9 protein-coding genes are annotated in these 15,326 nt (G+C 62.5%); all 9 read left to right on the forward strand.

Annotated elements, in window-relative coordinates; translation table 11 throughout:
• Positions 1–7 precede the first annotated feature (7 nt).
• The 9 genes from treZ to AB4N80_RS20315 all read left to right on the forward strand — a co-directional run bounded on the left by treZ (position 8) and on the right by AB4N80_RS20315 (position 15,321).
• Positions 8–1,810 carry a malto-oligosyltrehalose trehalohydrolase gene (gene treZ, locus AB4N80_RS20275; RefSeq protein WP_122564609.1) on the forward strand — a complete coding sequence of 601 codons (1,803 nt, stop codon included), beginning with the start codon at positions 8–10 and terminating at the stop codon, positions 1,808–1,810.
• Positions 1,807–3,885 carry a 4-alpha-glucanotransferase gene (gene malQ, locus AB4N80_RS20280; RefSeq protein ID WP_354338715.1) on the forward strand — a complete coding sequence of 693 codons (2,079 nt, stop codon included), beginning with the start codon at positions 1,807–1,809 and terminating at the stop codon, positions 3,883–3,885. The genes treZ and malQ overlap by 4 nt, the downstream gene beginning before the upstream one ends.
• Positions 3,882–6,668 (forward strand): malto-oligosyltrehalose synthase, encoded by a 2,787-nt coding sequence (locus tag AB4N80_RS20285; protein ID WP_460090406.1) that lies wholly within the window; start codon positions 3,882–3,884, stop codon positions 6,666–6,668. The genes malQ and AB4N80_RS20285 overlap by 4 nt, the downstream gene beginning before the upstream one ends.
• Before the next feature lie 20 nt (positions 6,669–6,688).
• Complete coding sequence (locus tag AB4N80_RS20290; RefSeq protein WP_122564612.1) at positions 6,689–7,042, forward strand: DUF2934 domain-containing protein; 354 nt, start codon at positions 6,689–6,691, stop codon at positions 7,040–7,042.
• A 227-nt stretch (positions 7,043–7,269) separates the two neighbouring features.
• Positions 7,270–9,429 carry a glycogen debranching protein GlgX gene (glgX, locus tag AB4N80_RS20295; protein ID WP_122564613.1) on the forward strand — a complete coding sequence of 720 codons (2,160 nt, stop codon included), beginning with the start codon at positions 7,270–7,272 and terminating at the stop codon, positions 9,427–9,429.
• Between the two features lie 248 nt (positions 9,430–9,677).
• Complete coding sequence (locus AB4N80_RS20300; protein WP_122564614.1) at positions 9,678–10,442, forward strand: PIG-L deacetylase family protein; 765 nt, start codon at positions 9,678–9,680, stop codon at positions 10,440–10,442.
• Between the two features lie 225 nt (positions 10,443–10,667).
• Positions 10,668–11,471, forward strand: coding sequence for an endonuclease/exonuclease/phosphatase family protein (locus tag AB4N80_RS20305; RefSeq protein ID WP_305470995.1), 804 nt, complete (start codon positions 10,668–10,670; stop codon positions 11,469–11,471).
• A gap of 181 nt (positions 11,472–11,652) precedes the next feature.
• Positions 11,653–14,112 carry an autotransporter family protein gene (locus tag AB4N80_RS20310; RefSeq protein ID WP_460078502.1) on the forward strand — a complete coding sequence of 820 codons (2,460 nt, stop codon included), beginning with the start codon at positions 11,653–11,655 and terminating at the stop codon, positions 14,110–14,112.
• Between the two features lie 294 nt (positions 14,113–14,406).
• Positions 14,407–15,321 (forward strand): autotransporter domain-containing protein, encoded by a 915-nt coding sequence (locus tag AB4N80_RS20315; RefSeq protein WP_460078504.1) that lies wholly within the window; start codon positions 14,407–14,409, stop codon positions 15,319–15,321.
• The last annotated feature ends 5 nt before the right edge of the window (positions 15,322–15,326 follow it).

The raw sequence follows: 15,326 nt of genomic DNA on the forward strand, positions 1-15,326 counted from the left end.
GGTAACAATGACGTCAAGGACGCCTGAGACATGGACCCACGGGGCGGTCATGCTGGATGACGAGCACACCCGCTTCGCCCTCTGGGCCCCGGATGCTTTTTTTGTCAGTGTCGAACTCGACACTGGAGATTCAATACCGCTACTGCCCCAAGCCGACGGCTGGTTCATGATCCAGACCCGTTGCCCCGCCGGCACCCGCTATCGCTACAACATCGATGGCGAGCTGGAGGTGCCGGACCCGGCCTCTCGCGCCCAGGCCGGCGACATCGACCGCCACAGCGTGGTGGTCGACCCGCATGCCTACCCGTGGCGGCACACCCAATGGTCCGGCCGCCCCTGGCACGAAGCCGTGATCTACGAATTGCACGTGGGCGCCCTGGGCGGCTTCAACGGCGTCGAACAGCATTTGGCTCGCCTGGCCGGGTTGGGCGTCACCGCCATCGAGCTGATGCCACTGGCGCAGTTTCCCGGCGATCGCAACTGGGGCTACGACGGGGTCCTGCCCTACGCACCCCAGGCCTCCTACGGCACACCTGAACAGCTCAAGCATCTGATCGACAGCGCCCACGGCCATGGGCTGTCCGTCATTCTGGATGTGGTCTACAACCACTTCGGCCCCGACGGCAATTACCTGCACCGCTATGCCAAGGGCTTCTTCCGCGAAGACAAGCACACACCCTGGGGCGCGGCGATTGATTTCCGCCGCCGCGAAGTGCGGGACTTCTTTATCGACAATGCGCTCATGTGGTTGCTGGAGTACCGTTTCGACGGCCTGCGCCTCGACGCGGTACACGCCATCGAAGACCCGGACTTTCTCCAGGAACTGGCGGCCAGGGTGCGCGAACAGGTAGATCCGATCCGGCATGTCTGGCTAACCGTGGAAAACGAACACAACCAGGCCAGCCTGCTGGAACAAGGCTACGACGCCCAGTGGAACGACGACGGCCACAATGCCTTGCACGTGCTGCTGACCGGCGAAACCGACGCCTACTACGCCGACTATGCCGAGCAACCGACGGAACAACTGGCACGCTGCCTGAGCCAGGGTTTCGTCTTCCAGGGCCACCTCAATCGCCACGGCGAATCCCGGGGAGAACCCAGCGGTCACTTGCCACCGAGCGCGTTCGTGCTGTTCCTGCAGAACCACGACCAGGTTGGCAACCGTGCCCTGGGCGAACGCCTGCATCAGCTTGCCGCGCCCCAGGCCGTGCAAGCGGCGACGGCATTGTTGCTGTTGTCACCGATGATCCCACTGCTGTTCATGGGCGACGAGGTGGCGGCCGAACAACCGTTCCTGTTCTTTACCAGTCATCACGGCGAGCTGGCAGAGCTGGTGCGCGAAGGCCGACGCAACGAGTTCAAGGCGTTCAGTGCCTTTGCCGATCCGCAGACACGCGAGCGGATTCCCGACCCGAACGCGGCCAGCACCTTCGAGGCTTCACGGCCAAGCCTGGAACCGCAACGAGCGGAACAGCAGGCCAGCGAGGCGCTGTATCGCCAACTGCTGAAAATCCGCCGTGAAGAGATCGTCCCGCGCCTGCCCGGCGCCCAGGCCCTGGGGGCCGATGTGCTGGGCAACGGCGCCGTCTGCGCGCGCTGGCGACTGGGCGATGGCAGTGTGTTGCGCATCGACCTGAACCTTGGTGATCAGCCCGTCGAACACCACGCCCCGGAAGAGGCACGCATTCTTTTCGAACATCCGCAGCACGTCATGGGTCTGTTGCAACAGGGCGTCCTTGCGCCCCACAGCGCGCTGGTCAGTCTGACGCAGGCGACAACCTTGCCCAACATCACTGGAGAGCGCCTATGAGCGATGCGCAATTGGAAATCCTCGCCAGCCGAGCGGGCCTGGCGGTGGATTGGATCGATGCCAACGGCCGGCCCCAGAAGGTCTCGCCGGCCGTCTTGCGTTCAGTCCTCACTGGCCTGGGCCATCCCGCCGGCAGCGCCCAGGAAATCGACGCCAGCCTGCTGCAGTTGCAGGAAGATCAACAGAACCATCAGCTGCCACCGCTGATCACCGCCGACGTCGGGGCCAGCCTGGACTTGAGCCGCTACTTCAAGGCCGGGACACCTTGCGAAATCAAACTCGAAGACGGCGCGACACTGAACCTGAACCTCGATGCCGACGCCAAGCTGCCGGGGATGATCCCAGTGGGTTATCAGCACGTCAGCATCCGGGACCAGCATTTCACCCTCGCCGTCGCGCCCGCCCGCTGCTACAGCGTGGCCGATGCCGTGGACGACCCGACGCCACGGGCCTGGGGCCTGAGCGCGCAGCTGTATGCCTTGCGACGCCCCGGTGACGGTGGCTTCGGTGACACCCAGGCCCTGGAAGAACTGGCCCGTGTGGCTGGCGAGCGCGGTGCCGAAGCCATTGCCATCAGCCCGATGCACGCGATGTTCAGCAGCGACACCGGGCGCTACAGCCCTTACTCACCGTCCAGCCGACTGTTCCTCAACAGCCTGTACGCCGCGCCCGGCACCATCCTCGGTGAACGCGCCCTGCGCTCCGCTATCGACGCCACCGGCTTGACCAACCAACTGCGCGCCCTGGAAGAGCAGCCGCTGATCGATTGGCCGGTCGCCGCCCAGGCCAAGCAGAAAATCCTCCGCGCCCTGTACGACGGGTTCAGCCAGGGTGCGCACCCGCTGCACGAAGACTTCAGCAGTTTCCGCCACACCAGCGGCGAAGCCTTGGAAAACCATTGCCGCTTCGAGGCCTTGCAGGCCGAACGCGCCGCCCGGGGCGAAAGCCTCGACTGGCGGCAGTGGCCGGAGGAATGGCGCGATCCGCGCAGCTCGGCCCTGGCCCACTTCGCCGAAGAAAATGCCGACGAGATCGGTTTCTACGCCTTTTGCCAATGGTTGATCGCCCGTTGCCTGGAACGCGCCCAGAGCGCAGCCAAATCCAGCGGCATGGGCATCGGCTTGATCGCCGACCTGGCGGTGGGGGCCGATGGCGGTGGCAGCCAGGCCTGGAGTCGCCAGGACGAACTGCTCGCATCGTTGACCGTGGGCGCCCCGCCAGACATTCTCAACCGCTCCGGCCAAGGCTGGGGCATTTCGGCGTTCTCCCCGGAAGGCCTGGTGCGCAACGGCTTTCGCGCCTTCATTGAAATGCTGCGGGCCAACTTCGCCCACGCTGGTGGCCTGCGCATCGATCATGTCATGGGCTTGCAACGGCTCTGGGTGATCCCTAACGACGCCCCGCCCAGCGACGGTGCCTACCTTTATTATCCAGTGGACGACCTGCTGCGCCTGCTGGCACTGGAATCCCATCGGCACCAGGCCATCGTCCTCGGCGAAGACCTCGGTACCGTACCGGAGGGCTTGCGGGACAAACTCAGCGCACGCTCGATCCTCGGCATGCGCGTGCTCTTGTTCGAACAGGACAACACCCACTTCAAGCCTATCCTCGACTGGCCGGACAACGCCTTGGCGACCACCAGCACCCACGACTTGCCGACGCTCAACGGCTGGTGGCACGGTCACGACATCGACTGGAACGCCCGGCTGGACCTGATCGATTCCCCCACCGAAATGGACTGGCGCAAACACCGCGAGCGCGAACGCGAAGGCCTGCGCCAAGTGCTCAACCAGGATCCGCAGAACTTTCGCGAAGAACATCGCGAGACCGACCAGGTGCTGGATGCCAGCGTGCGTTTCCTCGGCCACACCCGCGCGCCGCTGGTGTTGTTGCCGCTCGAAGATGCCCTGGGCATCGAGGAGCAGGCCAACCTGCCTGGTACCACCGACACCCATCCCAATTGGCGCCGCCGCCTCGCCGGGCAAAGCCAGGCGTTGCTGGATCACCCGGACGCCGCCCGGCGTCTGGAAATACTCGCCTGCGCGAGGCTTCAGGCGAACGAGCGTGACCGATGAAACAGACGTTGATCCAACCCCTGCGGGCAACATTGCGCCTGCAGTTTCATAAAGGCTTCACCCTGGACGATGCCATCCCCCAGGTGCCGTACTTCGCCTCGCTGGGCATCAGCCACATTTATGCCTCGCCGCTGCTCAAGGCCCGCGCCGGGTCCATGCACGGCTACGATGTCGTCGACCCGACCCTGGTCAACCCCGAGCTGGGTGGCGAAGCCGCGCTCAAGCGTCTGGTCGCCGCCTTGCGCGAGCACCGGATGGGCTTGATCCTCGACATCGTCTCCAATCACATGGCCGTTGGCGGCAATGACAACCCCTGGTGGCTGGATCTGCTGGAATGGGGACGGCTGAGCCCGTACGGCGAGTTCTTCGACATCCAGTGGCATTCCCCCGACCCGCTGATGGAAGGCCAATTGTTACTGCCGTTCCTGGGCAGCGACTACGGCGTGGCCTTGCAGGAAGGCACCTTGCAACTGCGCTTCGACGCTACCCACGGCAGCTTCTACGTCGAGCACTATGAACACCGCTTCCCGATTTGCCCGATGCACTATGGCGAACTGCTCAAACCGGCCGAAACCCTGCCCGTCGAGCAAGCCGAAACGCTCAAGACCCTGGCTGAGCGCTTCACCACGCTCAATTACCAGACCGATGCCCACACCCTCGCCCGCCCGTTGCAAACGGAGTTGCAGGCGCTGGCGGCACAAACCGGGATCCTGGCCGCCATCGAGGACAACCTGAGTGGCTATGACTCCACCCAGCCCCTGGGTTTCGAACGCCTGCATCAGTTGCTGGAGCGCCAGAGCTACCGCCTCGCCAGCTGGCGCACCGCGGCGGACGATATCAATTGGCGGCGTTTTTTCGATGTCAACGAACTGGGTGGGCTGCGGGTCGAGCGTCCAGCAGTATTCGAAGCCACTCATGCAAAGATCTTCGAGTTGATCGGCGAGGGACTGGTGGACGGGCTGCGGATCGATCACATCGACGGTCTCGCCGACCCTCGGGGTTACTGCCGCAAACTACGCCGACGCGTCGATTCACTGTCGCCGAACCGACACTTGCCGATTTTCGTCGAAAAGATCCTTGGTGATGGCGAGACCTTGCGGCGGGACTGGAACATCGACGGCAGTACCGGTTACGAGTTCATGAACCAGGTCTCGCTGCTGCAGCATGACCCGGCCGGCGCCTCTCCCCTCGCCGAATTCTGGAGCCGGCACAGTGAGCGGCCGGCGCACTTCATCGAAGAAGCCCGCCTGGCCCGCCAGCAGATACTCAATGGCTCCCTGGCCGGGGATTTCGAAAGCGTCGCCCAGGCCTTGCTGCAAGTGGCCCGGGACGATGTGATGACCCGCGACCTGACGCTGGGCGCGATTCGACGGGCCTTGCAGGAGTTGATCGTGCATTTCCCGGTGTACCGCACCTACATCACACCCCTGGGACGCGCCGCCGAAGACGAAGTGTTTTTCAACCAGGCCCTGGAAGGCGCCCGGCAAACCCTCAGCGAAGCCGACTGGCCGGTGCTCGATTGCCTGGCCGGCTGGCTCGGTGGAATGCCCTGGCGGCAACGCCCGCGCGGCAGCCAGCGCAAACGCCTGCGTCACGCCTGCGTGCGCTTCCAGCAACTGACCTCGCCGGCCGCCGCCAAAGCCGTGGAGGACACCGCCCTCTATCGCTCGGCGGTGCTGTTGTCGCGCAATGACGTGGGCTATAACACCGAGCGTTTCAGCGCCCCGGTGCAGGAATTCCACCAGGCGTGTCTCGAACGCCTCGAGCATTTTCCCGACAACCTGATGACCACCGCCACCCACGACCACAAGCGCGGCGAAGACACCCGCGCCAGGCTGGCCGTGCTCAGCGAACGCGCCGACTGGTACGCCGCCTGCGTCGAACAATGGCGCATCCTCGCGCCTTCACTGCACAGCGATCCGGCGGCGCCCTCGGCCGGTGATGAGCTGATCCTTTACCAGGCACTGCTCGGCAGTTGGCCGCTGGACCTTGACCATCAGGACCACAAGGCATTGGCCGCCTACAACGAGCGCCTGTGGCAATGGCAACGCAAGGCCTTGCGTGAAGCCAAGCTGCAAAGCAGTTGGGCGGCGGTCAACGACGCTTACGAACAAGCCACACAGATGTTCCTCGAACGCCTGCTGCTGGGCGATGAGGGGTTGCCCTTGCGCAGCGCCATCGCCGAGGCGGTCCAGGCCGTGGCCCCGGCGGGTGCCCTCAACAGCCTGGCGCAAACTTTGCTGCGCATGACCGTACCCGGCGTACCGGACCTGTACCAAGGCAACGAGTTCTGGGACTTCAGCCTGGTGGACCCGGACAACCGTCGCCCGGTGGATTTCCAGGCACGCCGCGAGGCGATGCGCGCCGAGAACACCCCTACCGCGTTGGTACGCGATTGGCGTGACGGCCGGATCAAGCAAGCCTTGATCGCCAGGGCACTGGCCGTGCGGGCCGAGTATCCGCAGTTATGGCGCCAGGGCCGCTACCAGCCGCTGGAAGTGCTCGGCGAACAGGCCCAGCGGATACTGGCCTTCATGCGCGAGGACTCGCAACAACGGGCGATCATTGTCGTACCGGTCCATGCGGCGCACTTGCTGGAAAACAGTGCCGTGCCGCTGGTGGCTGCGTCGGATTGGGGCGATACCCGCATATCGTTACCGTTCGCCGCCCAGGATGAAAAACTGAAGGGACTTTTTTCAAGCGTCACAGTCACACCCCAAAGGGAGCTGCTGATCAGCACCGCGCTGGGGAATTTCCCGGTCAATGTCTTTATCCAATCTTGAGTTGAATCAGGAGCACTGCGATGAGTACCGACGATAAACGCATTCGCGAATTCGCCTATCAGATCTGGGAGTCCGAGGGTAAACCCACCGGGCAGGAAAAACGCCACTGGGAGATGGCGCGCAAACTGGCCGAAGCCGAAGCGCTGGCGCCCAGCAAGCCACCCAAGGCCGCGAGTAAATCGGCGGCCAGCAAAACCGACGGCGCCAAGCCTGCTGCCGCCAAGAGCACCACGGCCAAGCCTGCCGCAAAAAACACCACACCCAAGGTCAAGCCAGCGGCCAAGCCTACTGCGGCGACTGCCGCGACAGTGCCACCGGCGAACAAGACAGCCGACAAGAAGCCACGAGCACCGCGCAAACCGCCGGCGGTTTGATTCATCCTATCGGTCTCTTCGCCAGGTGGGAGCAAAGCTTGCTCGCGAAGCAGGCGCCTCGATGTCTGAAGGAGCGCATCTCTTCATCGCGGGCAAGCCTTGCTCCCACAAGGAAGCAACTTTGTCCCACATAACGGGATAAATCCCCTCGCTACAGGTGAAGGGTGATGCCATCCCTTTCAAGTGAACCGCACCGCTGTATCTGTCTGTTTTTTGCAGGAGCAACTATGACCCGTCCAAACAAAACCACGCCGCCGCCCGTTATCGAGGCCTCGCGGATTCGTGAAGGGCTGCCTTTTCCACTGGGTGCAACCTGGGATGGCCTCGGGGTCAATTTCGCGCTGTTTTCAGCCAATGCCACCAAGGTCGAACTGTGCATTTTCGATGATGCCGGCGAAGTCGAGCTCGAACGCATCGAGCTGCCGGAGTACACCGACGAGATTTACCACGGTTATCTGCCGGATGCCCACCCGGGATTGATCTACGGCTATCGGGTCTATGGCCCGTACGACCCAGCGAACGGCCATCGCTTCAACCCGAACAAACTGCTGATCGATCCTTACGCCAAGCAACTGGTCGGCCAATTGAAGTGGTCCGAAGCCCTGTTCGGCTACACCATCGGCCACCCCGACGGCGACCTCAGTTTCGATGAGCGTGACAGCGCACCGTTCGTCCCCAAGTGCAAGGTCATCGACCCCGCACACACCTGGGGCCACGACCATCGCGTCAGCGTGCCCTGGGACAAAACCATCCTGTATGAAACCCACGTACGCGGCCTCACCATGCGTCACCCTGCGGTGCCCGAGAACCTGCGCGGCACGTTCGCCGGGCTGATGGTCGACGATGTGCTGGAGCATATCCGCAAGCTGGGCGTTTCTTCGGTGGAGCTGCTGCCCATCCATGCCTTCGTCAATGACCAGCACTTGCTGCATAAAGGCATGACCAATTACTGGGGTTACAACAGCATTGCCTTCTTCGCGCCCGACCCGCGGTACCTGGCCAGCGGCAAGATCGCCGAGTTCAAGGAGATGGTCGCCCACCTGCACGAGGCCAACCTGGAAGTCATCCTCGACGTGGTCTACAACCACACCGCCGAGGGCAACGAACAGGGCCCCACCCTGTCCATGCGCGGCATCGATAACGCCTCGTACTACCGGCTGATGCCCGACGACAAACGCTATTACATCAACGACTCCGGCACCGGCAACACCCTGGACCTGAGCCACCCCTGCGTGCTGCAAATGGTCACCGACTCCCTGCGCTACTGGGCCACGGAAATGCACGTCGATGGCTTCCGCTTCGACCTGGCGACCATTCTCGGTCGTTACCATGACGGTTTCGACGAGCGCCACAGTTTCCTTGTCGCTTGCCGCCAGGACCCGGTGCTGCGCCAGGTGAAAATGATCGCCGAGCCTTGGGACTGTGGCCCCGGTGGCTATCAGGTGGGGCACTTCCCGCCGGGCTGGGTCGAGTGGAACGACAAGTTTCGCGACACGGTGCGGGCCTTCTGGAAGGGGGATGACGGCCAGCTCGCCGACTTCGCCAGCCGAATGACCGCCTCGGGCGAGATGTTCAACCAACGTGGTCGGCGCCCGTACGCCTCGGTGAACTTCGTCACCGCCCATGATGGTTTCACCTTGCATGACCTGGTGTCGTACAACGACAAGCACAACGAAGCCAACGACGAGAACAATCAGGACGGCAGCAACAACAACCTGTCCTGGAACCATGGCGTCGAAGGCCCGACGGATGATCCCGAGATCAACGCGCTACGCCATCGGCAGATGCGCAACTTCTTCGCCACCCTGCTGCTGGCCCAAGGCACGCCGATGATCGTCGCCGGCGACGAATTTGCCCGTACCCAGCACGGCAACAACAACGCCTATTGCCAGGACAGTGAGATCGGCTGGGTCAACTGGGACCTGAGCGAGGATGGCGCGGCGCTGCTCAAGTTCGTCAAACGCCTGATCAAGTTGCGCCTGACCTACCCGATCCTGCGCCGCGGACGCTTCCTGGTGGGCAACTACAACGAGGACATCGGGGTCAAGGATGTGACTTGGCTGGCCCCGGACGGCAGCGAAATGAGCATCGAACAGTGGCAAGACGGCAATGGTCGCTGCCTGGGCATGCTGATGGATGGCCGCGCCCAGGAGACCGGCATTCGACGCAAGGGTGGCGATGCGACGCTGCTGCTGGTGGTCAATGCGCACCATGACATCGTTAACTTCCGCTTGCCGGAAGTCCCCGAGGGCAGTTTCTGGACCTGCATGGTCGACACCAACCAGCCGACCGTTCGTGGCCAGGAGCGCTTCGATTTCGAATCCGAATACTCTGTCACCGGACGCTCGTTGCTGCTGTTCGAGCTGCAACGCGAAGAAGAGGATTGAACGATTCGCAGTTAACCGATGGGAACCGCAAGGATGCGGTTTTTCCAGCCACACCGTTCAGTTTGAAGAAAAAAATGCAGTTCAGACGCACATGTCACGAGACGAATCGGCTGACATGGTCAATACTTCCCCTGCGGTAGTCTCCAGGATTCGGAGCGCTGTGAATCGCAGTCATGCCCACATCGGTGCCATCGGACAGTAGGCCCGGTGCATGGCTGAAAGATTGAACACATACAAGGATGTCACTTATGAAGCCCGCCTCTCGCTTGCCTGGCCGGCAGCACCCGCAAATCTGGAACAGTGCTGCGCAACTGGCCGATATTCCGATCATCAGTACCCAGACACTCATTCCCGCTGGCGCTCGCGCCGTCATCCTTGCCCCGCACCCGGGCGATGAAGTCGGGGCCTGTGGCGGATTGCTGCAATTGCTGAGCAACCTGGACCAGCCTATGTTGCTGATCTCGGTCACCGATGGCGCCCTGGCCCACCCCGGCTCACCATTGTGGAACGACGAACGCCTGCGTACGCACCGTCCCCACCCCCAGGAAAGCGTCGACGCCCTGCATCGCCTGGGCATCGCCGCCCATGGCCTGCAATGGGTGCGCGGCGGTTTTCCGGAAAAAAACCTGGCCGAACACGAAGCCGAGCTGGCCTCTTTTATCACCCGTCACCTGCGACCCGGTGACGTGGTGTTCAGCACCTGGCGCCAGGATGGCGACAGCGACCACGACACCGTCGGACGCGCCGGGGCGCTGGCCGCCGACAGGATCGGGGTGGCGTTCAACGAGCTCCCGGTGTGGGCCTGGCACTGGCCGGTCCGCGAACAAAATAAAATCCCCTGGCACCGGGCCCGCAAACTGCGCCTCGACGTCTGGACCACCGCCCGCAAACGTCACGCCATGCACGCCTACGTCAGCCAACTCGCCGGCGAACCGGCGAGCGGCATCGCCCCCTTGTTGCCCAGGGTCATCCTTGACCGGATGGGTTTGCCCTATGAGATTGTCTTCATCTGAACACGCACCTGTAAAAGCTGGGTTTGTTCGCGGATGGCGGCGGTTCAGACCCACTGCCATCGCGAGCAAGCTCGCTCCCACATTGGAACTGCTACTTCTGTACGCCACCAGTCCCTGTGGGAGCGAGCTTGCTCGCGATGGCGATCGACAAGGGTATGAAAAATCCGGAACTGCCGGTGCCTTGGGTCAGTCGCATGAACAAGTACGTCTGATTCAGGAGTGAACGTGACTCAAGATCCCGATTGGCGAGCCGTCGAACCAATACAAAAATCGGACGCGCCTGCGGCGGTTCATCGACTGCGGGTCCTGACGGTCAACACCCACAAGGGTTTTACCGCCCTCAACCGGCGCTTCATCTTGCCCGAATTGCGCGAAGCGGTGCGCAGTACCGGCGCCGACCTGGTGTTCCTGCAAGAGGTACTGGGTGAACATGACCGCCACGCGTCACGCTACGACAACTGGCCCCAGACGTCCCAGTACGAATTCCTCGCCGACAGCATGTGGAGCGACTTCGCCTACGGCCGTAATGCGGTTTACCCCGATGGTCATCATGGCAACGCCTTGCTCTCCAAATACCCGATCCGCCAGTTTCGCAATCTCGACGTGTCCATCACCGGGCCCGAGCGGCGCGGGTTGTTGCATTGCGTGCTGGATGTGCCGGGCCACGCTGCGGTCCATGGGATCTGCGTGCACCTGAGCCTGTTGGAAAGCCATCGCCAGTTACAACTCAAACTGCTTTGCCAATTGCTCGATTCGCTGCCCGAGGATGCCCCGGTGATCATTGCCGGTGACTTCAACGACTGGCAACTGCGCGGCAACCTCGCCCTTGCCCGCCGTGGTTACCTGCACGAAGCGTTCGAGCAGCACCTTGGCCGCCCCGCCAGGACCTACCCGGCCCGCTTCCCGCTGTTGCGCCTGGACCGCATTTACCTGCGCAACGCCAGCAGTCATTCCCCGCAAATACTGGGCAACAAACCCTGGACCCACCTGAGTGACCACCTGCCGCTTTCGGTGGAAGTGCATTTGTAAAGCGAGCCTTCCCTCCCTCTTTCTGAGCGTTGACCTGTAAGTTCTGACAGTAGCGACGCCCTTTAATCGTTGCTAGGGTGCCTTTCCATACAGCGAGCGTTGCCAGGCCCTGTGTGCCATCTGTTGCGCAACCGATGCTGGAACCGGTGTCCATGGGGATGCCGATGCAGAGGGATAGCACATGATTCGGCACGATAAAGGATTCAATCGGCTGTTCAACGCCTTGTGCGTATCGGCCCCCTTCCTGTTACCCGCATCCTCCGCCATGGCGGCCTGCACGCTGGTACCGACCGCAGGCAATGATTCCTATGTCTGCGACAGCGGCACCAGCCCCGGGCTGACGGACCTTTCGGGTAACAACAGCCTGACCATGCCCACCAACGGCAGCGGCCTCATTACCGGCGACGTCACGTTCGGCGCCGGCGTCGACAGCATCGTGATCAACGCCAACGGCGTGATCGACGGCGATGTACAGCAGGGCTCTGGAGTGGACGATTTCATCATGAATGGCGGCAGGATCCTGTCCCTGGCCCAAGGGGACGGCCTCGATACGTTCGAGATGAACGGTGGAACCATCGTTGACGCATTCGAAGACGGCGACGTTGCGAAGATGACCGGCGGTACCATCGGCCGGGTCGACATGAAACTCGATGACAACGTTTTCGACATGTCAGGCGGCAATATCATTGGCAACCTGGTGACCGGTTTCGGTCAGGACACCATCATCCTCTCCGCGGGACGCATCGGCGGCAATGTCAGCGTCAGCGGCGGCAACGACAGCATCACCGTCAGCGGTGGCGAAATACTCGGCGAGGTCCGGGCCAGTGCCGGCGATGACCAGTTCCAGTGGAGCGGCGGCCTCATTCACTCCGCCGTTTTAATGGGTGTGGGCAACGACACGGCGCAGTTGAGTGCTCTCGATGAAACAACGCTCGCCACCACGCCCAGCGTGGACGGTGAGTTGGGCCAGGACGTCTTGACCTTCGAAGGCAGCACCTCCAGCACCGGCGCCCGTTACCTCAATTGGGAAACGATCAACCTCACCCAAGGCTCCCAACTGGACCTTAACGACACCCTGACCTTGGGTGACACCGCCACCGCCACCGGGACGCTCAACATCGAAAGCGGCAGCACGCTGACGGCGACCCAAGGCGTCATCGCGCCTTTTACCGCCGGTCAACTGGCGACGCTCAACAACGCCGGCACGATAGACCTTACCCAGGGCAACACCCGCACCAACGACACGCTTACCGTCCAGGGCAACTACGTCGGCAACAATGGCCAGCTGCATGTGCAAACGGCCGTTGGTGCCGATGGTTCTGCCAGTGACAAACTGGTGGTCAATGGCGGGACGCTCACCGGCACTACCACCATCATAGTCACGAACCTCGGCGGCACGGGCGCACAGACGACCCAGGACGGTATCGAAGTGGTCCAGGCCCTGGGTGGCGCGGTCAGTGACATCAACGCCTTTTCGCAGGGGCAGTCCATCTCGGCCGGTGCGTTCGATTACCGCCTGTTCAAGGGCGGCGTGACCGGCAATGAAAACAACTGGTACCTGCGCTCCACCGTGGTCGCCGGACCAGTACCAGCCCCCATCCCGACCGCGCCTCCCGCGCCGGGTGCGCCACCCGTGCCGACGCTGCCGCCCTTGCCAACCCCGGTGCCTGGCGCGGCGCCCATCCCGTTGTATCGCCCGGAAGTGCCGACCTGGTCGGTGCTGCCTCCGGCGGCGGCGCAATTGACGTTGATGGCCCTCAGCACATTCCATGATCGTCAAGGTGACCAGCGCCTGCTCACGGAAACCGGCGCATTCGGCGCGGGTTGGGGCCGGGTCTATGGCACAGACCTGAATAAAACCTGGGCCGGCACGGTGACGCCGCAGTTCGATGGGTCGATCAAGGGGTTCCAGGTGGGCAACGATCTATACAGCTCGCAACTGTCCGGCGGCCAGACCCAGCGCATTGGCTTCTTCGTCGGGCACACGGAATTGAACGGCAAGGTCAAAGGCTTCAACCTGGGTTTCGAAGGCCGACACGCCGGCAAGATAGAACTCGACGGCGACAGCTATGGGCTCTACTGGACGCTCACCGACCCTAGCGGCGGCTACGTCGATGCCGTGGTGATGGGCACGCGACTGAACGGCGACAACCGTTCCGAACGCGGCCTGAAAATCGATAATCGCGGGCACGCCCTGACCGTTTCGGCGGAGGCCGGCTATCCCTTCGCGGTAACCTCCGACTGGGTGTTCGAACCCCAAGCCCAGGTCATCCACCAGAAGGTTTCCCTGGATACGCAAAACGATGGGATCTCCAAGGTCGAATTCGATTCCGACGGTGCCTGGACCGGCCGTGTCGGTGCTCGTCTGAAGGGTCGCTATCAGGTCAGCGGCATGCCCGTGGAACCGTACTTGCGCGCCAATCTCTGGCACACGTTTTCCGGTACCGATTCGGTGACGTTCGACGATACGGAGCGGGTCGAGACCCAACAGCGCGCCTCCACTGGCGACTTGGGCGTCGGCGTCATCGTTAGCCTGGCGCCTGCGGTCAATGTTTACGCCGCTGTCAACTACAGCAACAACCTCGACAGCAACCAGCAACAGAGCACAAGCGGCAATATTGGTGTGCGGATCAGTTGGTAGGCAGACGCTGCGACGGAGGTCTTACGCTTAAACAGCCTTCTTAATAACCAATTTAAATCAGCGCTTTATTGGCGCTGATTTCATCTTGCCATTCATCGTTCAGTTTCTTGACGCACTGCCATCAGTCTTCTTGACTACACCGTACTACCCCCGGAAATACAGTCAGGGGCAGGCCTCTGGAACCCGTCAAGACGGGCCGCCAAAGGCTTGCCTCAATCCATTCGGTCGCCCCTCATTCGGGGTAGGAGAGACGCCAAAAAGCGAGAAATGCATGCGATTGCAAGGCAGGCCCCCATGAAAACTTCCCCCCGTCCACAAGCGTTCACCACCCCTTTCCATACCGTTTCTACGTCGTTGCTGCTGCTTTCATCCATGGAGGCCCAGGCCTGGCCTGCCGAGGAAACCGTGCAACCCTGGTACGACCGAACACCGCCCACCCACCTCGATACGGCACTCATCGGAAGTGAGCCTGCTTCCGGCAAAAGCCCCGCCCTGTTCACCTTGCGAAACGACAGCGGCCATACCCAGCGCATGGGGCTGACCAGCGGGCATAACCAAATCATTTCAACCGGCGGCGGCGTGTTGGTGATGCCCGCGCAGGCCGAACCGGGCAAAGATGCCCTCAACCTGAAAGGTTCGAGCCTCGGTGCCTATTGGAGCCTCACCGGCCCTACAGGCTGGCACATCGACCTGAGCGCCAGCGGCGGCCGGGTCAACGGCTACAGCCGTACCGAACAAGGCCAGCGCCAGGCCACCGAAGGCCATGCGGTAACACTGTCGGTTGAAGGTGGCTTTCCCATCGGCATCAGCACCCACTGGGTGGTCGAACCCCAGGCACAACTGATCAACCAGCGCGTCACTCTCGACACACCGAACGCCGAGAACGGCAACGGCGATGAACTGAGCAGTTGGAGCGGTCGTGTTGGCGCACGACTCAAAGGGACCTATCAGGTCAACGGTCTCGGTGTGGAACCCTACCTGCGAACCAACCTGTGGCACACCGTCCAGAACGTTGGCACCGTGTCCCTGGATAAGGTCGACAAGATCAGCAGCAGCCGAAAATCCTCCACCGTCGAAGTCGGCCTGGGCCTGGTGGCACGGGTCACGCCGGCGGTCAGCCTGTATGTCAGCGCCGATTACAGCAGTGACGTCGACGACAACGACCTCAACGGCGTCATTACCAGCATGGGGGTGCGGATGCGCTGGTGATCCCT

The organism is Pseudomonas sp. H3_A02, assembly GCF_054671965.1.